The sequence below is a fragment of the Nocardioides lianchengensis genome, assembly GCF_900101465.1.
GTDB lineage: Bacteria > Actinomycetota > Actinomycetes > Propionibacteriales > Nocardioidaceae > Nocardioides > Nocardioides lianchengensis.
This window is the reverse complement of record NZ_FMZM01000009.1, coordinates 90,255-112,396: the sequence shown is the minus strand read 5'-3', so window position 1 is coordinate 112,396 and position 22,142 is coordinate 90,255. Positions and strand designations below refer to the sequence as shown.

Annotated in this window: 20 protein-coding genes; 13 read left to right on the top strand and 7 right to left on the bottom strand. The window is 73.3% G+C overall.

Features of this window, described 5'->3' with window-relative positions:
• Positions 1 to 3 precede the first annotated feature (3 nt).
• The gene (locus tag BLT76_RS16860) at positions 4 to 1,308 is read right to left on the bottom strand and encodes an HRDC domain-containing protein (RefSeq protein WP_090858727.1); all 1,305 of its coding nucleotides are present in this window, start codon (positions 1,306 to 1,308) and stop codon (positions 4 to 6) included.
• Positions 1,308 to 1,934, bottom strand: coding sequence for a DUF3000 domain-containing protein (locus tag BLT76_RS16855; protein WP_090858723.1), 627 nt, complete (start codon positions 1,932 to 1,934; stop codon positions 1,308 to 1,310). Before BLT76_RS16855 ends, BLT76_RS16860 begins: the two co-directional genes overlap by 1 nt.
• Positions 1,935 to 1,966: 32 nt before the next feature.
• Here BLT76_RS16855 and hemE point away from each other — a divergent pair, with 32 nt between their 5' ends.
• The gene (hemE, locus tag BLT76_RS16850) at positions 1,967 to 3,052 is read left to right on the top strand and encodes a uroporphyrinogen decarboxylase (protein WP_373366989.1); all 1,086 of its coding nucleotides are present in this window, start codon (positions 1,967 to 1,969) and stop codon (positions 3,050 to 3,052) included.
• Positions 3,053 to 3,180: 128 nt separating this feature from the next.
• Here the strand turns inward: hemE and BLT76_RS16845 are convergent, their stop codons facing one another.
• Together BLT76_RS16845 and BLT76_RS16840 are read right to left on the bottom strand one after the other, a co-directional pair.
• A complete protein-coding gene (locus BLT76_RS16845) occupies positions 3,181 to 4,113 on the bottom strand; it encodes a DUF4349 domain-containing protein (protein ID WP_090858717.1) in 933 nt (310 codons plus the stop codon).
• On the bottom strand, positions 4,110 to 5,045 hold the full coding sequence (locus tag BLT76_RS16840; protein WP_170867107.1) for a LysR family transcriptional regulator: 936 nt from the start codon (positions 5,043 to 5,045) through the stop codon (positions 4,110 to 4,112). Before BLT76_RS16840 ends, BLT76_RS16845 begins: the two co-directional genes overlap by 4 nt.
• 97 nt (positions 5,046 to 5,142) lie before the next feature.
• On the opposite strand from BLT76_RS16840, the gene BLT76_RS16830 reads away from it, so the two are divergent.
• The 8 genes from BLT76_RS16830 to BLT76_RS16795 all read left to right on the top strand — a co-directional run bounded on the left by BLT76_RS16830 (position 5,143) and on the right by BLT76_RS16795 (position 14,863).
• The gene (locus BLT76_RS16830; protein WP_090858711.1) at positions 5,143 to 6,162 is read left to right on the top strand and encodes an acyl-CoA dehydrogenase family protein; all 1,020 of its coding nucleotides are present in this window, start codon (positions 5,143 to 5,145) and stop codon (positions 6,160 to 6,162) included.
• A gap of 136 nt (positions 6,163 to 6,298) precedes the next feature.
• Positions 6,299 to 7,414 carry a dimethylsulfone monooxygenase SfnG gene (gene sfnG, locus BLT76_RS16825; RefSeq protein WP_090858708.1) on the top strand — a complete coding sequence of 372 codons (1,116 nt, stop codon included), beginning with the start codon at positions 6,299 to 6,301 and terminating at the stop codon, positions 7,412 to 7,414.
• A complete protein-coding gene (locus BLT76_RS16820) occupies positions 7,411 to 8,616 on the top strand; it encodes an SfnB family sulfur acquisition oxidoreductase (protein WP_090858705.1) in 1,206 nt (401 codons plus the stop codon). The genes sfnG and BLT76_RS16820 overlap by 4 nt, the downstream gene beginning before the upstream one ends.
• Positions 8,617 to 8,675: 59 nt before the next feature.
• Positions 8,676 to 9,839, top strand: a complete 1,164-nt coding sequence (locus BLT76_RS16815; RefSeq protein WP_090858701.1) for an LLM class flavin-dependent oxidoreductase — start codon at positions 8,676 to 8,678, stop codon at positions 9,837 to 9,839.
• Positions 9,836 to 10,363: a flavin reductase family protein gene (locus BLT76_RS16810; protein WP_170867106.1), complete on the top strand. Its 528-nt coding sequence runs from the start codon at positions 9,836 to 9,838 to the stop codon at positions 10,361 to 10,363. Before BLT76_RS16815 ends, BLT76_RS16810 begins: the two co-directional genes overlap by 4 nt.
• Positions 10,364 to 10,385: 22 nt before the next feature.
• Positions 10,386 to 11,753 carry a protoporphyrinogen oxidase gene (gene hemG / locus BLT76_RS16805; protein ID WP_090858698.1) on the top strand — a complete coding sequence of 456 codons (1,368 nt, stop codon included), beginning with the start codon at positions 10,386 to 10,388 and terminating at the stop codon, positions 11,751 to 11,753.
• 52 nt (positions 11,754 to 11,805) lie between these two features.
• Positions 11,806 to 13,239, top strand: a complete 1,434-nt coding sequence (locus BLT76_RS16800) for an MFS transporter (RefSeq protein ID WP_211753021.1) — start codon at positions 11,806 to 11,808, stop codon at positions 13,237 to 13,239.
• 142 nt (positions 13,240 to 13,381) lie between these two features.
• Positions 13,382 to 14,863, top strand: coding sequence for an Ig-like domain-containing protein (locus BLT76_RS16795; RefSeq protein WP_090858695.1), 1,482 nt, complete (start codon positions 13,382 to 13,384; stop codon positions 14,861 to 14,863).
• On the opposite strand, the gene BLT76_RS16790 is transcribed toward BLT76_RS16795, so the two are convergent.
• Positions 14,842 to 15,732, bottom strand: a complete 891-nt coding sequence (locus BLT76_RS16790; RefSeq protein ID WP_090858692.1) for an AraC family transcriptional regulator — start codon at positions 15,730 to 15,732, stop codon at positions 14,842 to 14,844. The two genes, BLT76_RS16795 and BLT76_RS16790, sit on opposite strands and share 22 nt — an antisense overlap.
• Before the next feature lie 106 nt (positions 15,733 to 15,838).
• Between BLT76_RS16790 and hemQ the strand changes: the two genes are divergently transcribed.
• Both hemQ and BLT76_RS16780 read left to right on the top strand, forming a co-directional pair.
• Positions 15,839 to 16,540 (top strand): hydrogen peroxide-dependent heme synthase, encoded by a 702-nt coding sequence (gene hemQ, locus BLT76_RS16785; protein WP_090858689.1) that lies wholly within the window; start codon positions 15,839 to 15,841, stop codon positions 16,538 to 16,540.
• A 141-nt stretch (positions 16,541 to 16,681) separates the two neighbouring features.
• Complete coding sequence (locus tag BLT76_RS16780) at positions 16,682 to 17,323, top strand: hypothetical protein (RefSeq protein WP_139175619.1); 642 nt, start codon at positions 16,682 to 16,684, stop codon at positions 17,321 to 17,323.
• A 47-nt stretch (positions 17,324 to 17,370) separates the two neighbouring features.
• Here BLT76_RS16780 and BLT76_RS16775 read toward each other — a convergent pair whose 3' ends face one another.
• On the bottom strand, positions 17,371 to 19,143 hold the full coding sequence (locus tag BLT76_RS16775; protein WP_211753019.1) for an FAD-binding protein: 1,773 nt from the start codon (positions 19,141 to 19,143) through the stop codon (positions 17,371 to 17,373).
• A 137-nt stretch (positions 19,144 to 19,280) separates the two neighbouring features.
• Between BLT76_RS16775 and BLT76_RS16770 the strand changes: the two genes are divergently transcribed.
• The gene (locus tag BLT76_RS16770; protein WP_090858683.1) at positions 19,281 to 20,405 is read left to right on the top strand and encodes a response regulator transcription factor; all 1,125 of its coding nucleotides are present in this window, start codon (positions 19,281 to 19,283) and stop codon (positions 20,403 to 20,405) included.
• A gap of 121 nt (positions 20,406 to 20,526) precedes the next feature.
• On the opposite strand, the gene msrB is transcribed toward BLT76_RS16770, so the two are convergent.
• Complete coding sequence (gene msrB / locus BLT76_RS16765) at positions 20,527 to 20,931, bottom strand: peptide-methionine (R)-S-oxide reductase MsrB (protein ID WP_090858681.1); 405 nt, start codon at positions 20,929 to 20,931, stop codon at positions 20,527 to 20,529.
• Between the two features lie 83 nt (positions 20,932 to 21,014).
• On the opposite strand from msrB, the gene BLT76_RS16760 reads away from it, so the two are divergent.
• On the top strand, positions 21,015 to 22,088 hold the full coding sequence (locus BLT76_RS16760) for a ferredoxin reductase (protein ID WP_090858678.1): 1,074 nt from the start codon (positions 21,015 to 21,017) through the stop codon (positions 22,086 to 22,088).
• The last annotated feature ends 54 nt before the right edge of the window (positions 22,089 to 22,142 follow it).

Sequence of the window (22,142 nt, the reverse complement as noted above, 5' to 3'; positions counted from 1 at the left end):
GCGCTAGTCCGACTCGACCTCGGCCGGGGCGGCCGGCGGCTCCTCGTCGCCACGCAGGATCGCGTCGACGATCACCGGACCGGTCAGGTCGACCTGCCAGCGTCGGGCGCCGAGCGCGGTGAGCGCGGCGTCGACCTCCGTGGCGAGCTGCTCAGGGACGCGGCTGCTCGGCGGCGTCCAGAGCGTACGGCGCAGGAAGTCGGGGGTGAGCAGGTTCTCGACCGGCAGGTGGTGCTGCTCGGCCAGGGCGGCCATGGCCTCGCGCGCGATCACCAGGCGGCGGGCGGCGACGGGGTCCTTCTCGGCCCAGGCGCGCGGCAGCGGCGGTCCGTCGCCCCGCGGCGAGCGGGTCGGCAGGTCGCGCTCCTCGAGCTCGGCCACCTTGCGCAGCGCGGCGACCCACTTCGACGAGTAGCGCTCGGCACCGCGGCCGTGGAAGCCCTTGGTGGCCAGCAGCGCGGCCCGGTCCTCGGGCAGCGCCTGCGCGGCGGCGACGATCGCGGCGTCGGGGATGATCCGGCCGGGCGTCACGTCGCGCTGCTCGGCGAGCTCGTCGCGGGTGGTCCACAGCTCGCGGACGGCGCCCAGCCCGCGGCGGCCGCGGACCCGGTGCATGCCGGAGGTACGACGCCACGCGTCGACGCGCGGGGTCGGCTCGAAGAAGCGCAGGTGGTCGAACTCCTGGCGCGCCCACTCCGCCTTGCCGGCCTCGTCGAGCTCGCGGCCGAGGGCCTCGCGCAGCTCGGCGAGCACCTCGACGTCGAGCGCGGCGTACTCGAGCCAGGGCGCGGGCAGCGGCCGGGTCGACCAGTCGACCGCCGAGTGCTCCTTCTTCATCCGGAAGCCGAGCACCGTCTCCACCAGCGTGGCCAGCCCGACCCGCGGGTGGCCGAGCAACCGGCCGGCGAGCTCGGTGTCGAAGAGGGCGTCGGGGTGCAGGCCGATCTCGGCCAGGCAGGGGAGGTCCTGGGTGGCGGCGTGCAGGATCCACTCGGTGCCGGCCAGGGCCTCCTGCAGCGGGGCCATGTCGAGCCCGATCGGGTCGACCAGGGCGGTGCCGGCGCCCTCACGGCGCAGCTGCACGAGGTAGGCACGGTTGGAGTAGCGGTAGCCCGACGCGCGCTCGGCGTCGATCGCGACCGGGCCGCTGCCAGCGGCGAGCAGCCGGCAGTAGTCGGCCAGTGCGGGCGGCGTGTCGATGACGGGCGGCAGGCCGTCCCGCAGGGTCAGCAGGGGTGCCGGCTCGGCTTCGGGCTCCACCGGGGCCTCGGGACCGGGCTCCGGTGTGGGGTCGACGGGGTCGGTCATCAGCGGGTCGAGCCCCGCTGCCCCCGCCGGCTCGGCATCACGGCGACCCCCTCGGGCACCGGCGGCAGACCGACGGCGGTGCACAGCAGCTCGCCCCAGGCCTCGACGTGCGGGGCCAGGTCGAGCGGAGCGTCGCCGACGGCGACCGGCGTCCAGGAGGCGCGGATCTCGATCTGGGCGGTGCCGTCCTCGTCGGACATCCCGCCGAAGCTCTCGGTCGCGACCCGCGTGACCGTCCCGGAGACGGCGGCGTACGACGCCCCGTGGCCGGTGAGCGCGTCGGTGAGCCAGGACCAGCCCACGTCGGCGAGCATCGGGTCGGTGATCAGGTCCACCTCGATCTCGGCCCGCGCATAGGCCACGCACCGGAAGGTGCCGTCCCAGGCGTCGTTGCCGGCGGGGTCGTGGAGCAGGATCAGCCGGCCGGTGCCGAGGTCGGTGTCGTCGACGGTGACGTCGGCCGACAGTGCGGCGGCGTGCGGGGCGATCCGCTGCGGTGCCGGCATCTCCTCGCAGAGCACCTCGGGCCGCAGCCGGGCGGCCTGCATGGTGCTCACGGCGGCGCGGAAATCCGGGGGGCTGCCTGCCGCACCCGTGTCCGGGTGCGTCTCCTGACGCACGACCATGGCTCCACAGTAGGTCCGCCTCGCTCGAACCGATGTGCGAACACGCCGGGACAGGTGTCACCCTTGCGGTCGTGAGCACCGATCAGCCCCACCCCGACCTCGCTGCGAGCGCCTTCCTGAAGGCGGCCCGGGGGGAGCCGGTGCCCCACACGCCGGTCTGGTTCATGCGCCAGGCGGGCCGCTCGCTGCCCGAGTACCTCAAGCTCCGCGAGGGCGTCGGGATGCTCGAGTCCTGCATGGACCCGTCGCTCGTCGTGGAGATCACGATGCAGCCTGTGCGGCGCTACGGCGTCGACGCCGCCATCTTCTTCTCCGACATCGTGCTGCCGCTGAAGGCGGTCGGCGTCGACCTCGACATCAAGCCCGGCATCGGCCCGGTCGTGGCCGACCCGGTGCGCACCCTGGCCGACGTCGAGGCGATCCCGGACCTCACGCCCGAGCACGTCCCGTTCATCACCGAGGCGGTCCGCGGCCTGGTGGGCGAGCTCGGCGGCACGCCGCTCATCGGCTTCGCGGGCGCGCCATTCACCGTGGCGTCGTACCTCGTCGAGGGCGGGCCGTCCAAGGAGCACGCGAAGACCAAGGCGATGATGTTCGGCGCCCCCGACGTGTGGGACGCGCTGATGCACAAGATCGCCGGCATCGCGGCGACGTACCTCGAGGTCCAGGTCGCGGCCGGGGCCTCCGCCGTCCAGCTCTTCGACTCGTGGGCCGGGGCGCTGACGCCCGGCGACTACCGCGAGCACGTGATGCCGCACTCCGCCCGGGTGCTCGAGCGGGCCGGCGCACTGGGCGTCCCGCGCATCCATTTCGGGGTCGGCACCAGCAACCTGCTCGGCCCGATGGGCGAGGCCGGCGCCGACGTCGTGGGCGTCGACTGGCGCACCCCGCTGGCCTCCGCGATCCCGCAGGTCGGCGACCGCGGCGTGCAGGGCAACCTCGACCCGACCCTGGTCTTCGCCCCGACCGAGGTGATGACCGCCCGCGCCGCCGAGATCATCGAGGCCGGCCGCGCGGCGAAGGGTCACATCTTCAACCTCGGTCACGGCGTGATCCCGTCCACCGACCCCGACCAGCTCGCACGGCTGACGGAGTTCGTCCAGACCTACGAGGGCTGAGCTCGTCGGCGCCAGAGAGTTTCATCGGCTGGCCGACAGACCTCACGCCGGGACGACAAAGGTTCATCGTCCAGGGAAGAGTTTCATCGGCCAGCCGATGAAACTCTCATCGGCCCGATCCGGCCGGCCTAGGCCGCGGGCGCGGTCGGCGGTGCGGCCGGGCGGCGGCGCAGCCGCCGCAGCAGCGGGACACCGGGTACGGCGAGGACGAGCAGCACCAGGGTCCACGGCAGCACCGCGCCGAGGAAGGTGGCGAAGCCGACGCCGAACGTCCTCAGCGCGTCCCAGCCGGCGTCGAGCCCGGTGAGGAAGCCGGCCTCGTTCTGCTCCCTCTCGTCCGCGGCCGTCTTCTTCTCGGTGCGCTCGACCGAGACGGAGATCGTCGACATCGAGGTCTGCGAGGCCAGCACCGTCTGCTTCCGCTCCAGAGCGGCGAGGTCGGCCTGGCGCTGGGAGAGCTGGGCCTCGATGCTCACGATGTCGCGGATGCTCTCGGCGCGGTCCAGCAGGAGGGCGATCCTCTCGATGCTGCGGCGCTGGACCCGGACCCGGACGTCCACGTCGAGGACCTCGGTCGTGACGTCCTTGCTGTCGGCGCCGGACGAGACCAGGGTGGCGGTCCCCTTCAGCGCCTGCATCGCCTCGTCGAAGCGGGCCGAGGGCACGCGGAGCACCATCTGCGACCGCACGAGCGCGCCCTTCCGGTCGGTCTCGGCCTGGTCGGTCTCGACCCGGCCCGCCACCGTGTCGACCACCCGGCGGACGGCGAGGACGGCCTGGGCGACGTCCTTGCTGCGGAGCGTGACGTCGCCGGTCGAGATCACCGAGCGCGCCTCGGCCTCGGGGGCGGTCTGCGACACGACGTCCGCGCGCGCCGGGTCGGCGGCGCTGTCCTCGTCGTACGCCGTCAGAGCCTCGGGCTCGGCCGGCGCCTCGGAGGCCGACTCGTCGTACTGGGCGCTCGCGCCGGCCGAGTCGCCGCCCCCGTCGCCGTCCGAGGACGAGCAGGCGGTGAGGGCGAGGAGCGCGGTGGCGGCGACGGCGGCGAGGGTGCGTCTCATGCGGTCTCGGACGCCACCGGGGGAGAGGTGGTTCCGTCCTGCGTGCGGGCCCGGGCGACCAGGGCGGCGGCCAGGTCGCGCACCGGCTGCGGGACGTGCTGCTGTCGGCGCTGCCGCAGCACGAGCGTCACGGCGGTGCTGTCGTGTCGCAGCGGACGATGGGTGATCAGGCCGGCCCGCTCCAGGGGATCGCCGGCGACGCTGTAGTGGGGGAGCACGGTGACCCCGAGACCCTCGGCGACCATGGTCTTGCCGAGCTCGGCCCCGTCGGTCGTGTAGGAGATCTCGGGCATGTCGACGCCGAAGAGCCGGTGTGCGAAGCGGTGCATGAGGTAGCCGGCCCGCATCGCCACGAAAGGCTCGGTGCGCAGCTGCTCGGTCGTCACCTCCTCGTACGACGCCAGCGGGTGGCCGGCCGGCAGCACCGCCACCGGGCGTCCGTGCACCAGGCCGAGGTCGACCAGGTCGGGCGGGGTGTCGTCGCCGGCGAGCACGTTGACCAGGCCGAGGTCGAGGGCTCCCTCCCGAAGCCCCTGGTCGATCTCGCCCTGCTGGATGTTGAGGACCTCGGCGGTGCGGCCGGGGTGGGCGGCCCGGAAGTCGCGGACGGCGGGGACCAGCACGGTCGAGGTCGCCGCGCTCACCGTGCCGACCCGGACCACGTGGTGGCCGGCGGCCTGGTCGCCCGCGGCGGTGCGCAGCCGGTCGACGGCCTCCAGGACCTCGACCATGTTCTGCAGCAGCTCGCGGCCGCGGCGGCTGATCCGGGCTCCGGAGCGACGTCGGTCGAGCAGGATCACGCCGAGCTCGCGCTCCAGCTTGGAGACCGCCTCGCTGAGGGCGGGCTGGGAGACGTGGAGGCTCTCGCTCGCCTTGCGGAGCGAGCCGTACTGGGTGACGGCGGCGATGTACTCGAGCTGCTCGATGCGCACGGACTGCCTCTTGCTCTCTGCATTAAGTCTAGTAAATTGGTTGAGAAAGTTTGTGAAGTTCAGGATTCTACTGCTCCACCACCAGGAGGGGTCGGCCATGACCACCCAGTCGGCCCGGCACGTGCCGGACCTGTCCATCTCGACCGCGCCCGTCACCGGCGAGGGGTGGGTCGCGCGCGCGTGCGCCGTCGCCACCCAGCTCGCCGTCGGCGCGATCGGGTGTGACCAGGTCGCGCCCGCGCCGGACGCCGAGGTGCGGCTGCTGAAGGACTCGGGCCTGGTCGGACTGCTCGGGCCCGAGGAGTACGGCGGCGGCGGGCAGACCTGGTCGACCGCGCTCCGAGTCGTCCGGGCCGTCGCGGCTGCCGACAGCGTGGTCGCCCAGCTGCTCGGCTACCACTACCTGTGGGCGGCGACCCGGGATGCGGCCACCCTGGCCCGCCTGACGCAGGAGAACCTGCTCGTCACGGGCGCCCTCGACCCGCGCGCGGTCGGTCTGCGGGCCCGTGAGGTCGGCGACGACCTGGTGCTCCTGGGTGCCGCCTCGTTCCCGGCGGGTGGCTGCGCCAGCGACCGGGCCGTGCTGGTCGGCGTCGTCGACGGCAGTGGGCGGCGGGTCGCCACGGTCGTCCCCACCGACCAGGCCGCGATTTACTTCCTCGGTGCGCCGGGCGAGGCGGGTCGCGCGGAGGTCGGGGATGCCCTGGTCGACGGGGTGCGGGTAGGGGTGGGCGCGTCCGACGAGGAGTCCGAGCGACTCTTCCCACTCGTGCAGCTGCTCTTCGCCCACCTCTACCTCGGCCTCGTCGATGGTGCGCTCGCGACGGCCGCGGCGGGCGTCCGGGACCTCCCGGACCGCCGGTACGCCGTGCTCGCCGCGTCGTCCGAGCTGCGTGGCCGCCTCGCGGTCGCCGAGGCGCTCGTCGAGCGGGCGGTCGGGTTGCTCGGCGGGGATCGCGACCCCGAGCTGACGGCCTCGGCCGGTGCGGCTCGTCGGGTCGCCCTCGACCTGGGTCTCGAGGTCGGCGTCGCGCTCGATGTGTTGGTCGACGGTCCCGAGGCCTGGTGGCGCGGCCTGCACGCCCGACGACGACACGATCCGGCCGCTCGGGAGTGAAGGGCGGGCGGGGTGATCGGTTTCGCCGATCACCCCGTCGCCATGCTCTGCCGCGCCGTGAGCCGTCTTGCCTTGCATCGAACGTCAATGTCCATCAAGGTTATGAACATAAGTGGTCAAGTGGAGGAGTCGCCCGATGAACGCAGCGAACGAACCGGTCCGTGAGCCCCTCAAGTTCGCGTACTGGGTGCCCAACGTCAGTGGCGGGCTCGTCGTCAGCAAGATCGAGCAGCGCACCGACTGGGGCTACGACTACAACAAGCAGCTGGCCCAGCTCGCCGAGGTGAACGGGTTCGAGTACGCCCTGTCGCAGGTGCGCTACATCGCGTCGTACGGCGCGGCCTACCAGCACGAGTCGACCAGCATCAGCCTCGCCATCGCGTTGGCGACCGAGCGGCTGAAGGTGATCGCCGCCGTCCACCCCGGTCTGTGGCAGCCCGGGGTGCTCGCCAAGCTGGTCGCCAGCGCCGACGTGATGACCGGGGGCCGGATGGCCGTCAACGTCGTCAGCGGCTGGTTCAAGGACGAGTTCACCAAGCTCGGCGAGCCGTGGCTCGAGCACGGGGAGCGCTACCGCCGCTCCGAGGAGTTCATCCGCTACCTGCGCGAGATCTGGACCTCCGAGCAGGCCGAGTACTCCGGCGACTTCTACCGGCTCCACGACTTCGACCTGAAGCCGAAGCCGGTCGCCGCCGAGGGTCGCCCGCACCCGGAGATCTTCATGGGCGGCAACTCCACCGACGCCCGCGGGATGGGTGGCCGGGTCGCCGACTGGTACTTCATGAACGGCAACACCCCCGAGGGGATCTCCGAGCAGGTCAGCGATGTCGGCGAGGTCGCCCAGGTCCACGGACGGTCGGTCCGCTTCGGCGTGAACGGCTTCGTGGTGGCCCGCGACACCGAGGCCGAGGCCCGCGACGTGCTGCGCGAGATCATCGACAAGGCCGACCGGGAGGCCGTCGAGGGCTTCGGCTCGGCCGTCAAGCAGGCCGGGCAGGCGACCGGGGACAAGAAGGGCATGTGGCAGGACTCCGAGTTCGCCGACCTCGTCCAGTACAACGACGGCTTCCGCACCGGCCTGGTCGGCACGCCCGAGCAGATCGCCGAGCGGATGCTCGAGTACAAGCGGCGCGGCGTCCACCTCATCCTCTGCGGCTTCCTGCACTACCTGGAGGACGTCGAGTACTTCGGCACCCACGTCCTCCCGATCGTCCGCGAGCTCGAGGCCGCCGAGCTGGAGCGGGTGGGATGACGACGCTGGTCACGCCCGGCACCGTCCCCGTCCTCGACGCCGAACGGGCGGTCGAGGAGGCGGCGCGGCTCGGTGCCGCGCTGGCCGTCGACGCCGCGGAGCGCGACGCCCACCGCCTGCTGCCCGCGGAGGAGCTCGACGTCCTGTCGCGCTCCGGCCTGCTCGCGATCACCGTCCCTCAGGAGTACGGCGGTGCCGGGCTCGGCGCGGGCACGGTGGCCCAGGTCCTGCGCCTGCTGGCGGCCGGCGACCCCAGCGTGGCCCAGATCCCGCAGAGCCACTTCGTCTACGTCGGGGTGCTGCGCCACCAGGGCACCAGCGCCCAGCAGGCCTTCTTCCTCGGCGAGGTGCTGGCCGGCCGACGCCTCGGCAACGCCCAGTCCGAGATCGGGACGAAGCACGTCCGCGACTTCCGCACCACTCTGCGCCCGGCCGGCGAGGACCGCTGGGTGCTCGACGGGGTCAAGGGGTACAGCACCGGCGCTCTCTTCGCCGACTGGATCCCGGTGCTCGCGCACCTCGGGGAGGACGGACCGATGCACGTGGCCTGGGTCGACCGCCACGCCGACGGCGTGAGCGTCCTCGACGACTGGGACGGGCTCGGCCAGCGCACGACCGCGAGCGGCACGGTCCGACTCGAGGGCGTGAGCGTCCACGCGTCGCGGATCACGCCGTACCACCTGACCTTCGAGGGTCCACAGACCTTCGGCGCCTTCGCCCAGCTGCTGCACGCCGCGATCGACACCGGCATCGCCCGGGCCGCGCTCAGCGAGGCCGCGCACTTCGTGACCACCCGCAGTCGGCCCTACCCCGACGCCGGGGTCGACCGGGCCGCCGACGACCCGCTCGTCGTCCAGGCCTTCGGCGAGATGGAGCTGGAGGTGCGCGCGGCGGAGGCGCTGCTCGCCGAGGCCGGGCTGGCCGTCGAGGACGCCGACCGCGACCTGGGGCCCGAGAGCGCGGGCGAGGCCAGCCTCGCCGTGGCCGCCGCGCGTGCCGCCGGGGCCCGGGCCGCCGTCGGGGTGAGCAGCCGGCTCTTCGAGGTCGCCGGCACCCGCTCCGCGCTGGCGTCGCTCAACCTCGACCGGCACTGGCGCAACGCCCGCACCCACACCCTGCACGACCCGGCCGCCTGGAAGGTCCAGCACCTCGGCCGGTACGCCGTGGACGGGACCCTCCCGCCCAACCACGGCCAGTTCTGAGTCTCGATGCGCCCGCTCGTTCCTCACGGGCTACTCGACCACCGGAAGGAAAGAAACGTATGAGCCACCTGAAGTTCCACTGGTTCCTGCCCACCAACGGCGGCGACGGACGCAACGTCGTCGGCGGCGGCCACGGGGCCGACGTGATCGGCTCGGGTCGGCCGGCCTCGGTGGCCTACCTCGGCCAGATCGCCCGCAGCGCCGAGCAGCTGGGCTTCGAGGCCGCGCTGACCCCGACCGGCGCGTGGTGCGAGGACGCCTGGATCTCGACGGCGATGCTCAGCTCGCTCTCCGAGCGGCTGAAGTTCCTGGTGGCCTTCCGCCCCGGGCTGACGGCGCCGTACCTCGCGGCCCAGATGGCGGGCAGCTTCCAGAACCTCTCCGGGGGCCGGCTGCTGCTCAACGTCGTCACCGGCGGGGAGAGCCACGAGCAGCGGATGTTCGGTGACTTCCTCGACAAGGACGGCCGCTACGCGCGCTGCGACGAGTTCCTGGAGGTCGTGCGCCGGCTCTGGACCGGCGAGACGGTCGACTTCGAGGGCGAGCACTTCCGGGTCGAGGACGCCGTCCTCAGCCAGATCCCGGACCCGCTGCCGCTCATCTACTTCGGCGGCTCGTCGCCGGCCGCGCTCGACGTCGCCGCCAAGCACGCCGACGTCTACCTCACCTGGGGCGAGCCGCCGGCCGCCGTCGCCGAGAAGATCGCCCGGGTCCGCGAGAAGGCGGTCGAGCAGGGCCGCGAGCTGCGCTTCGGCATCCGGCTGCACACCATCGCCCGCGACACCTCCGCGGCCGCCTGGGCCGAGGCCGACCGGCTGCTCGAGAACATCTCGGAGGAGGACATCGCCCGGGTCCAGGCCGGTCTGAAGCGCTCGGAGTCCGAGGGTCAGCGTCGGATGCTGGAGCTCAACCAGGGCAGCAAGGACGGCCTCGAGATCCACCCCAACCTCTGGGCCGGTGTCGGCCTGGTCCGTGGGGGCGCGGGGACGGCCATGGTCGGCAGCCACGCCGAGATCGCCGACCTCGTCGAGCAGTACGCCGAGGTCGGCATCGAGGAGTTCGTGCTCTCGGGCTACCCCCACCTCGAGGAGTCCTACTGGTTCGGCGAGGGCGTGCTGCCCGAGCTGACCCGCCGCGGCCTCTGGGAGCACCCCGCGCCCGCGACCGGCGCCACCGCCTCGGTGCCGTTCGGCGCCCCGGCCCGGAAGACGGCCGCGTCGTGAATCGGCCCGTCGCGGCCGTCGCCCACGAGCTCATCACCAACCAGGACCTCGACCCCACCCGGCTCCGGGAGGCCTTCGGGATCTTCCCGAGCGGGGTGGTGGCCGTCGCGGCCGAGGTCGACGGCGCCCTGACCGGGCTCGCCGCCAGCTCCTTCACCTCGGTGAGCCTGGAGCCGCCGCTGGTGTCCTTCTCGATCGCCAACAGCTCCAAGACCTGGCCCGACCTGCGCCGGGCCAGCCACCTCGGCGTGACGATCCTGGCCGACCACCACGGCCCGCTCTGCCGTCAGCTCGCCGGACCGGTCGCGCAGCGCTTCGACGGCGTACCGGTCAGCGTGAGCGGGGAGGGTGCGGTCACCCTCGACGAGGGGCTGGCCCGCTTCGACTGCACGATCTACCGCGAGGTCGAGGCCGGCGACCACACGATCGTGCTGCTGGAGCTGCACGCGGTCGAGCACGCCGACACCTCGCTGCCGCTGGTCTTCCACCGCAGCGGCTTCGGACGGCTCTCCGACACCGCCTGACCCCGGGGCATAGCCTCGGAGCGTGAGTCCTCGCACCGTCGTCGTCGGGGCCGGCATCGCCGGCCTCACCGCCGCCCGCGACCTGGTGGCCGCGGGCCACGAGGTCGTCGTGCTGGAGGCCACCGACCGCGTCGGTGGCAAGCTCCGCCGCGAGCCGGTCGCCGGCGTCACGGTCGACGTCGGCGCCGAGGCGATGCTGCACCGACGCTCCGAGGGCGTCGACCTGGCCCGCGCGGTCGGGCTGAGCGTCGAGCACCCGGCGGTCGTCTCCTCGCGGATCTGGTCGCGGGGAGCGCTGCGGCCCCTCCCGCGCTCGCTGATGGGCGTGCCGCTCGACCTCGACGCGCTCGCCGCCTCCGAGGTGCTCAGCCCCGAGGGGCTGGCCCGGGTCCGGCAGGAGCCATCGCTGCCCCCGGAGCCCGCGGCGGCGTTCGACGAGGACCTGACGGTCGGCGACCTGGTCGACCGGCGGTTCGGGGCCGAGGTCACCGACCGGCTCGTGGAGCCCCTGCTCGGCGGCGTGTACGCCGGCCAGGCCCGCCGGATCTCGGCCCGCGCGGCCGTGCCGCAGCTGCTCGCGCTGGCCCGCCGCGGGTCCGTGCTCGAGCGGGCCGCGGCCCTGCCGCCGTCGTACGACGGGCCGGTCTTCGCGGGCCTGCCTGGGGGGATGGGGTCGCTGCCGGAGGCGGTGGCGGCCGGCCTGGACGTCCGCACCGGCGTGACCGTGCGGGCCCTGGAGCGCACGCCCACCGGCTTCCGGCTCGTCACCGGCCCGACGACCGACCCGGTCGCCGTCGAGGCCGGCGCGGTCGTGCTCGCGACGCCGGCCGCGCCGAGCGCCCGGCTGCTGGCGGACGTGGCGCCGGCCGCGGCGGCCGAGCTGGCCGCGATCGAGGCGGCGTCGATGGTGGTGGTGACCTTCGCGTTCCGGGCCGCCGACGCGGGGCACCTGGACGACCTTGACTCGTCCGGCTTCCTGGTGCCGCCGGTCGAGGGGCGCCGGATCAAGGCGTCGACCTTCTCCTTCGCCAAGTGGGGCTGGGTGCGTGAGGCCGGTCGCGAGGCCGGACTGCTGTTCCTGCGGACCTCGCTCGGGCGGCACGGCGAGGAGGTCGCGCTCCAGGCGAGCGACGAGGAGCTGGTCGCGTGGTCGCTCGCCGACCTGGCCGACGCCACCGGCCTGCGGGCCGTGCCCGTCGACGTGCACGTGCAGCGGTGGGGCGGCGGGCTGCCGCAGTACGCCCTCGGGCACCTCGACCGGGTCGCGCGGGCCCGTGCGGCGGTGGCCGCCGTCCCCGGCCTGGCCGTGTGCGGAGCGTCGTACGACGGGGTGGGGATCCCGGCCGTGATCGGGTCGGCGCGGGCCGCGGTGGCGCAGATCACCGGCTGACCGGGGAATGCCGGCGGATGGTTGACGGTTGCAACGGTCCGTGACTTCTGCTTTGGATCGACGGACCGACTACCGGATCACCTTCGTGGTGCTACTGCTGGGAGTGGCGTCGTTCTCGCTGCTCCAGTCGATGGTGAACCCGGTGCTGCCGACCATCGCGCGCGAGCTCGAGACCGACCAGGCGACCGCGACCTGGGTGCTCACGGCGTACCTGCTCTCCGCCTCGGTCTTCACCCCGATCATCGGCCGGGTCGGCGACAAGGTCGGCAAGGAGAAGATGCTCGTCTTCGCCCTGTCCGCCCTCGCGGTCGGCTCCCTTGTCGCCGCGCTCGCGCCGTCCATCGGCGTGCTGATCGCCGCCCGTGCGGTGCAGGGGATCGGCGGCGGCGTGCTGCCGCTGACCTTCGGGATCATCCGCGACGAGTTCCCGCGCGAGAAGGTCGCGGGCGCGGTCGGCGTCTCCGGCGCGCTGCTCGCCGTCGGCGGTGGCATCGGCCTGGTCCTCGCCGGCCCGCTGGTCGACGCGCTGAGCTACCACTGGCTGTTCTGGCTGCCGATGATCATCACCGTGCTCGCCGCGGTCGCGGCCGCCGTACTCGTGCCGGAGTCGCCGGAGCGCACCCCGGGTCGCATCAACGTCGGCTCGGCGCTGCTGCTCTCGGCCTGGCTGGTCGCGCTGCTGCTCGGCGTCAGCCAGGGTCACAGCTGGGGCTGGGGCTCGGTCGAGGTCGTCGCCCTGTTCGTGGCCGCTGCGGTGCTGCTGCCGGTCTGGGTGCTGGCCGAGGCCCGCAGCGCAGACCCGCTCGTGGACATGAAGATGATGCGGATCCCCACGGTGTGGACCGTCAACCTGGTCGCCCTGCTCTTCGGCATGGGGATGTACAGCATGTTCGCCTTCCTACCGGCCTTCCTGCAGGTGCCCGAGGCGGCCGGCTACGGCTTCGGTGCCTCGGTGACCGAGTCCGGCCTGCTCCTGCTGCCCCAGACCGTCGCGACCTTCCTGGCCGGGCTGCTCTCTGGCCGGCTGGCCGGCCGCTACGGCTCCAAGCCACTGCTGTTCGTCGGCGCTGCGCTCACCGCGCTCGGCACCCTCGGCCTGGTCCTCGCCCACGACCAGGTCTGGCAGGTCGTCGTCGAGACCACGATCCTCGGCTTCGCCTTCGGCCTGGCCTTCGCGGCGATGTCGAACCTGGTCGTCGAGGCCGTGCCGCAGTCCCAGACCGGTGTCGCCAGCGGCATGAACGCCAACATCCGCACCGTCGGCGGCGCGATCGGCAGCGCCGTGCTCGCCACCGTCGTCACCTCCGGCGCCCGCCCCGACGGGATCCCCGTCGAGGCCGGCTACACCCACGGCTTCGCCGTCCTGGTCGGTACGGCGACGCTCGCCGCGATCGTGGCCCTCTTCGTCCCGGTCGTGCGCGCCCGGACCCACGTCGTCCCCGGCCCGCAGGCCGAAGCGGAGGCCGAGCTGGCCGCCGCCCGGTAGCCCGGGTCCTCGTCGAGCGACGCGAGATGGCTCCTCAGGACGCCCTGGGCGAGCCATCTGGCGTCACTCGACAGGCGGGCGTGACCAGTAAGGACCTCTAGTAAGGTGAGGCTCACCTAACTCGTCCGTCCTCGGAGGATCCATGCGTCCCACCCGTACGGCCGCCGCGCTCACCGCGCTGGTGGCCGCCACCGCCGCCCTGTCCGTCACCGCCACACCGGCCCAGGCGGCGGAGGTCTCCGTCTCAGGCGTGCAGTTCCGGTGGGGCTTCAACCACGAGTCCAACAACCGCGGCGCGGCCCCGGGCACGTTCAACCTGTTCTCGGCCGGCAAGCTCGGGAACCCCGGGTCCTCCCAGCTGCTGTCGAACGCCAACGAGGGCACCACCTGGGCGGGCGGCCAGGCCGCCGGCTGGAAGCCCCGGCTGGGCAACGTCCACATCGAGAAGCTGCGGGCCGACGGCGGCTACGCCCCGGCGACCTGGGCCGGGACGAAGACCGACAAGGACGGCGTGAGCCTTGCGCCGTACTCGAGCAGCACCAAGTTCTCCGAGCACCAGGTCGTGATCGACAACGGCACGGGCACGCTCGACGCCGAGGCGGACTCCGCCGACATCAGCTGGGACGGCGACTTCACGGTCGTCTACTACTCCGGCTACACGTTCTTCTACGTCAGCGACCCGACCCTGACCGTCGAGGACGGCGTCGGCACGGTGACCGCGACGCTGGGCGGCTACGGCACCGACATGGACGACATGTCGCAGTGGGTCCAGCTGCCCGACACCCAGGTCACCCTGGCCACGCTGTCCGGCGTCGACGTGACGGCCGAGGGCCTGGTCGCCACGCCGGCCTACCGCGAGGTCGTGTACGACGCGCCCGCCCAGGGCGTCCAGCAGGTCCGCACCGGTGACTGGTGGGGCTCGTTCCCGACCAGCTTCGCGAACTTCCAGCAGCTGACCGGCCAGGGCGCGTACTGGTACTCCTCCGGGGGGTCGGTCGACAAGAACAAGCTGGCGCTCCCGCTGACCGTCGACACCACCCCGGGCCCCCACGAGGAGGCGCCGCGGGCCGCGTCGACGCTCGGCGTCTCGGCCCCGGCCACGGCGTACGGCCGCGCGAGCCGCGTCACCGTCGCGGTCACGCCCGCGACCGCGACCGGCACCGTCGCCCTGACCGGAGTGGGCGGTGCCCTGACCGCGCCGGTCGCGGGTGGTCGCGCGACCTTCGCGCTGCCCGCCACCCTGCGCCCGGGCCGCTACGCGCTGACGGCGTCGTACGCCGGCGACGATCGGCTGCTCGCCACCTCGTCGGCCGGCGCGCTGACCGTCGCCAAGGCGGGCGTCGCCAAGCCCCGGCTGAAGGTCACCACCAAGCCGACCCGCCGCAAGCGCGGCCAGCTGCTGGTCACCGTCGCGTCGGCGACGCCCGCCGCCGCGAGCGGCCGGGTCACGCTGAAGCTCGTGTCCGGGAAGGCCCGCAAGACGGTCAGGGCCACGCTGGCGCGCGGCCGGGCGACGGTCCGCCTCCCGAAGCTGGCGAAGGGGAAGTGGAAGGTCGCCGTGACGTACGCCGGCTCCGCGACGCACGCGTCCGCGGCGAAGGGCTACACGGTCCGCGTGCGCTGAGCGGACTCCACGGGCAGCCACAGCTCGGTCGTGGCGGTGCTGAAGTCGTCGGCGCGCTCCAGCACCGCCACCACCTCCGGCCCGGGACGCAGCCGCCAGGGGTTCGACGGGAACCAGCTGGTCGCGGTCGCGGCCCAGGTCTCCTGCAGCGCCGCGGGGTAGGGCCCGCTGGTCCGGAAGACCGCCCAGGTCCCGGCGGCGACCTCGATCGCGTCGAGGTCGTCCGGGACCTCGCCGTCGCGGGCGACACCGTGCAGGTAGGTCAGCTGCGACCCCTCGGTCCGGTCCGGGTCGAGGTCGTCGCTGACCGCCAGCAACCCCGCGGGCTCGCGGTCGGACAGCTCCTGCAGTCGGACGTGCTCCTCGGCCGTGATGCTGCCGACGAACGCCTGGATGGCGGGGTTGACGCCGGCGTGGACCAGCGGCACGCGCGCGGCCCGGCCGACCAGCCGGAACGCGTCGGACTCGACGATGCGGGTGTCCATGGGGGTGCTCCCTTCGACGCTCAGGGCGAACCCGAGCCGTGGTTGTGTGCGGAGGGGCCCGCCGTCACGTCGTACGTCGGACGGACCGGCGCCGTGCACCGAGCGGAACGCCCGGCCGAACGCCTCGGTCGAGCCGTACCCGTGCCGCACCGCGATCGTCAGCAGGTCCTCGCTCCCGGCCACGACGGCGCCCGCGGCGACCGTCATCCGGCGCCGGCGGACGTACTCCGACAGCGGCATCCCGGCCAGGGCCGAGAACATCCGGCGCAGGTGGTGCTCGGTGGTCGCGAGGTCCCGGGCGAGCACGGCGACGTCCAGGTCGCCGGTGTCCGTCGTGAGGTGCTCCTCGACCACCGCGACGACCCGGTTCAGCTCGGCGATCACGGCCGCCTCCTCTCTGTCCGGACCAGCGTCACCGATCCGCGGGACCTACGTCCCGATCATCCGTGCCCGCTCCGGTCGGGCGGGAGGGGCGGGGCAGAATGGGGCCATGACGTCGAACGCCGCCCGGGTCAAGGAGATCAACGCCTCCATCCGCTACACGATGTGGTCGGTCTTCCGGCTCGACTCCGTGCTGGGGGAGGACGCCGACCGGGCCGCCGAGGCCGCCGAGGTCGAGAAGCTGTACGCCGAGCTCGCCGAGGCCGACGTCGTCGTCCGCGGCACCTACGACGTGAGCGGCCTGCGCGCCGACGCCGATGTGATGATCTGGGTGCACGCGACGACCTCGGAGGAGCTGCAGGCGGCCTACCACCGGTTCCGTCGTACGGCGTTCGGCCGCCGGCTCGCGCCCGTCTGGTCCCAGATGGCGCTGCACCGGCCGGCGGAGTTCAACAAGAGCCACGTCCCGGCCTTCCTCAGCGACGAGGAGCCGAAGCGGCACGTCAGCGTCTACCCGTTCGTCCGTTCCTACGAGTGGTACCTCCTTGAGGACGCCGACCGCCGCCGGATGCTCGCCGACCACGGCAAGATGGCCCGCGACTACGCCGACGTCCGCGCCAACACCGTGGCCAGCTTCTCGCTCGGCGACTACGAGTGGATCCTGGCCTTCGAGGCCGACGAGCTCTACCGCATCGTCGACCTGATGCGGCACCTGCGCGGCTCCGAGGCCCGCCGGCACGTCCGCGAGGAGGTGCCGTTCTACACCGGCGCCCTCACCCCCATCGCCGACCTGGTCCACCTGCTGCCCTGACGGGGACGCGCCAGCGGACCCGTCGTCGGTGGTCGAGCGAGCGCTCTGACTGAGCTTGCGAAGTCAGAAGGTGCGTGTCGAGACCAGGGGACCAGCACCGTTTCCACGGAACCTTCCATCGCCGGAGCCCGTCCGAGGCGCATGAGGATCTTCGTGGCCCTGGCCGCCCTGCTGCTGACCCTGACCGGACTGACTGCCTGCGGCTCCGACGGGGACGACACCGTCGCCGACCCGGGCGCCTCCGGTGGCTCGACGAGCGACGCGTCCGCCGTCCCGTCCGAGGCTCCGCTGCCGGCCGGTGCGGTCCGCACCGCCAACCTGGCGACGGTGATGGACACCGGGACGCCGGAGCTGTGCCTCGGCCCGGTGGCGGAGTCGTACCCGCCGCAGTGCGGCGGCCCCGCGATCACCAACTGGGACTGGACGACGCACGGGCAGGAGATGTTCGAGGAGCAGGACGGCACCCGCTGGGGGACCTACTCCGTCACCGGCAGCTGGGACGGCACGGCCTTCGAGGTCACCGACGCCGTCCCCGGCCCGCTCTACGACCCGGCCCCGCTGGAGCCGAGCGCGACCCCGACCCCCGAGCAGGACTACTCCGCGGGGGAGCTGGAGGGCATCCGCACCGAGGTGGAGCAGCTGCCCGGCGCCCAGGGCGCCTACGTGGGCGAGGGGCAGGTCACCGTCGAGGTGATGTACGACGACGGCTCACTCCAGGAGTGGGCCGACGAGGAGTACGGCGCGGGTGTCGTGCTGGTCACCGCACTCCTCGTCGACGCCTGACCGGGTCCCGGAAGGGGGGGGACAGCCGGGCCCGGCCGGTCAGGGGTTCAGACCGGGTGGTTGGCGACCATCACGCCGGTCGGGTCGAGCTGCTCGCGCAGCTGCGCGAGACGCACCCAGTCCTCGCCGTCGTAGAACGCGCTCGTGTCGACCCGGCTCTCGGCGAAGGTCGGCACCAGGCTGGCCGTCGACCAGGGCGCCATCGCCGCGACCACGCCGCGGGCGGCGGCCCGGCCGGCGACCGCGGCCTCGGGGAACGGGGCGACCGCGACGCAGAACAGGGCGTACTCACCGGGCACGTGCGACACCGCACCGCCGCCCGCGACCGGTCGCGCGAAGGCGCCACCGAGGTGCCGCAGCTCGGCGAACATCAGCCCGCTGGCCGTCCCTGGTCCGACCTGGCCGAGGAAGGCGTCGACCGCGGCGTCGGTCAGCTCCCCGAGCACGCGGTGGTCGGAGACCGCGGGGGTCGGGGCGGGGGGATCCAGGTGGACCTGCAGGAGCGCCGACGACGGGATCCGGCCGAAGGTGTCCATCTCGGGCGCGAGCGCGCGCAGCGGCGCCAGCACCTCGGCGGCCCGGTCGTCGTCCTCCAGCACCGCGCCGTCGACGATGACCAGGTCGCGGCCGCTGAGGAACGGCGGCAGCTCCGGCAGCGGAGGGAAGCTCATCACCCGCAGGCTGGTCGTGGCCGACTCCGGCGCCTCGCGGGACCAGGCGGCCCAGGCGCGGACCACCTCGGGAGCCCGCTCGCGGTCCCAGAGCAGCATGCCGGCGTACACGTCGGCGTAGGGGAGCAGGTCGAGCTCGAGCCCGACCACCACGCCGAGGTTGCCGCCCCCGCCGCGGACGGCCCAGTAGAGGTCGGCGTGCTCCGTGGCGTCGGCGTGCACGAGCGCGCCGTCCGCGGTGACGACGTCGACCGCCCGGACCGAGTTGGCGGCGACGCCGTGCGTGCGCCCGTAGAACGAGAGCCCGCCCGAGAGGGCGTAGCCGGCGACGGCGACGTCGGGGGCGCTGCCGTGCAGCGCCGTCAGGCCGTACGGCGCCGCCGCGGCCACGACGTCCTGCCACAGCGTGCCGCCCACGACCGACGCGGTCCGCGCCGCGGCGTCGATGCTCACACCGGTCAGCGACGAGAGACGGACGACGACGACCTCGGAGAGGTCCTGCTCGGCCAGCGCCGAGGCGCCGTGGCCGGTGCTCTGCGGGGCGACCCGGAGGCCGGCCGCGGCGGCGGCCCGGACGACCGAGGCGACCTCGGCGACCGAGGTGGGGATGGCGACGGCGGCAGGACGCTGGTCGGCGGCGAGGTTCCAGGCCTGTCGCGCGACGTCGTACCCGGGGTCGCCGGGGAGGTGGACCTCGCAGGCCCCGCGCAGGGTGGCGGCGGAGGAGGAGGGGGTGGTGATGGTCATCAGGTTTCCTTCGTTCGACTTCCGGCCCAGGAGCCGGGACAGGCGTGACAGATACGCCCGGGGCGGGCGGCTGGATGCGTGGTCTGGACCACAGGTCTCCCGGAGCACGGCCTCGAGGGCCACCTGCATCCCCGGGAGGGGGAGGTCGCGGGCGACGACGGTGATCGCCGGGTCGGCCCCGGTCGTGCGGAGCCGCTCGTCGAGCACGTCCAGGACGCCGGTGGCCCCGGCGGGGTCGGCGGCCAGGACGCGGAGCGCGGCCAGGTCGGCCGGGCGGCGGCCCTGCTCGTCGAGAGCGGCCTCGAGACGGACCAGCGAGAGCGCGAGCTGGGCGGCCAGGTCGTCCTCGTGGAGCAGCCGGCCGGCGTCGTCCACGGGTCCGGTGAGGGGGATCGTCGTCATGCCGAGAAGCCTCGGGCCGGCCGGGACCCGCCGACCATCCCGTGCCGGCGGGGACTTCCCGGTCGACGGGCCTGGTGGTCCAGCCCACCCAGAAATCTGGGATGTGCGGGCGGGCCGGTCGCGCCGACACTGCTGTCATGCCCCGAGGACTGACCGCCGAGCGCGTCCGCCAGGACGTCGAGGTGCTGTCCCGTGGCGGCCTGGACCTGGAGACCTTCCTGGAGGAGGCTGCCGAGTCGGTGCGCCGTGCGGTCCCGTGGGAGGCCGCCTGTCTGGCCACCCACGACCCGGGGACCCACCTGCTGACCAGTGCGCGGAAGTACGGCGGCCTGCGCGACGTCGACAGCCACGACCAGGAGTTCGCGCTGATCGAGTACGGCGCGGTCGAGCCGACCGGGTTCTACGAGATCGCCGCGGCCGAGCGGCCCGCGGCCGGCGTGCATCTCACCCACGACGGCGAGATCGAGCGCTCGGTCCGGATGAGCTCGTTCATGGTCCCGCACTTCGGGTTCGGCGACGAGGCGCGCCTGCTCTTCCGCGAGAACGGACGGGCCTGGGGAGCGATGGCGCTCTTCCGCGGCAGCGACGACACCGCCTTCGCGGCCGAGGACGTCGCCTATCTCGCGTCCCTGTCAAAGCTGTTCGCCCGGGGCGTCCGCGGCGGACTGCTGGCGCGGATGGCCACGACCTCGCCGCCGGCCCAGCAGGGCCCGGTGGTGCTCATCGTCGGCACCGACGACCGGGTCCTGCAGATGAGCGCCGGGGCCGAGGACCGGATCCGCGGGCTGCGGGTCGGCGACGGCTCGTGCGACCCGACCAGCGTCGTGGGTGCGGTCGTGGGCGCGGCCCGCCGTTACGCCCGGGGCGAGTCCGTCGTACCCCCGCGGGCGCGGGTGCGCGGCGAGTCCGGCATGTGGCTGGTCGTGCACGCGTCACCGCTGAGCGGAGCCGGCGACCGGGAGGGGGAGGTGGTGGTCACGATCGAGGAGGCCCGGCCGCCCGAGATCGTCGCCCTGGTCGTCGCCGCCTTCGACCTCACCCAGCGCGAGCGCGACGTCACGCAGCTGGTGCTGCAGGGTGTCGACACCAAGGAGATCGCGGCGACGCTGCACGTCTCGACGTACACCGTCCAGGACCACCTGAAGTCGGTCTTCGACAAGGCCGACGTCCGCAGTCGCCGCGAACTGATCTCGCGGATCTACTTCGACCAGTACGTCCCGCGGATGGGCTCGGAGCTCAGCCCGTCCGGCTGGTACGCGTGAGGTCTCGATACGCCCCGCTCGTTCCTCGCGGGGCTACTCGACCAACGAGTTGGTCCTACGGTCGAGGAGTTCGTTGGTCTCTCTCGCGAGCGCCAGCGAGCGTATCGAGACCCCGGCGGGATCAGGCCGGCTCGACCGGCTCCAGGGTCAGGCTGATCGAGTTGATGCAGTAGCGGTCGCCGGTGGGCGTGCCGTAGCCGTCGGGGAAGACGTGGCCCAAGTGGGAGCCGCAGTTGGCGCACCGGACCTCCACCCGCTTCATGCCGTGCGAGACGTCCTCGATGTACTCGATCGTGTCGGTGATCGGCTGGTAGAAGCTCGGCCAGCCGCAGCCCGAGTGGAACTTGGTGTCCGACTCGAAGAGCTTGGTCTGGCAGGCCTTGCAGCGGTAGACGCCGGTCGTCTCGGTGTCGGTGTACTCGCCGGTGAAGGCGCGCTCGGTGCCGGCCTGGCGCAGCACGGCGTACTCGTCGGGGGAGAGCTGCTCGCGCCACTCGGCGTCGGTCTTCTCCACGTCATAACCCATGCCTCCAGCCTACGGCGGCACACCAGCGCGCCTCACCCGTCCGGGGCGTTGACGCATTCAGAGAACAAGTGTTCACTGAGCCGATGGCCAGCACCGTTCCGTGGGACCGCGTCCGGGGCCTCGGGTCCAAGCTGACGACGCCGTTGGACCCCGACGACTACCTCCGCCTCCTCAACCCCTTGTGGACCAGCCGCGAGCTGCGCGGTCGGGTCGAGAAGGTCGTTCCGGAGACCGACGACGCCGCGACGCTGGTGATCCGGCCGGGCTGGGGGTGGCGCTACGACCACCGCCCCGGGCAGTACGTCGGGATCGGCGTCCAGGTCGACGGCAGGTTCCAGTGGCGCTCGTACTCCGTGAGCTCACCGCCGAAGCGCTCCGGGCGGACTATCGCGATCACCGTGCGCGCGATGCCCGAGGGGCTGCTCTCGGCGCACCTCGTGAAGGGGCTCGAACCGGGGACCATCGTCCGGCTGGCCCTCCCCGAGGGCGACTTCGTGCTGCCCGACCCGCCGCCGCCGAGGCTGCTGTTCCTGGTCGGCGGGAGCGGGATCACGCCGGTGATGGCGATGCTGCGCACCCTCGACCGGCGCGGCACGATGCCCGACGTCGTCCTGCACTACTCCTCGCCCACGCCCGACCGGATGATCTTCCGCGACGAGCTGACCCGGCTCGAGGAGCAGCACGAGGGGCTGACCGTGCACCGCCTGCACACCGACACCGACGGGATGCTCGACCTCGGCGAGATCGAGGCGTTCTGCGACGATTGGGCCGACCGCGACACCTGGGCCTGCGGGCCCGGGCCGATGCTCGACGCGATCACCGAGCACTGGGAGGGAGCGGGGCTGGAGGAGCGGCTGCACCTCGAGCGGTTCTCCCTCCAGCTCGGCGGCGAGGGCGGGGAGGGCGGCACCCTCACCTTCCGCAACTCCAACAAGAGCGTCGAGGTCGACGGGGCCACCACGGTCCTGGAGGCCGGCGAGGAGGCCGGTGTCGGCATGCCCTACGGCTGCCGGATGGGCATCTGCCACACCTGCACGGTCACCCTCGTCTCCGGCACGGTGCGCGACCTGCGCAACGGCGACGAGTTCGGCCAGCCCAACGAGCAGGTGCAGACCTGCGTCACCGCCGCCGTCGGCGACTGCACGCTCGACATCTAGCCCCACCGGTGGTGGAGGAGGTCGCGCAGCGACCGTCTCGACACCCCGTGAGAC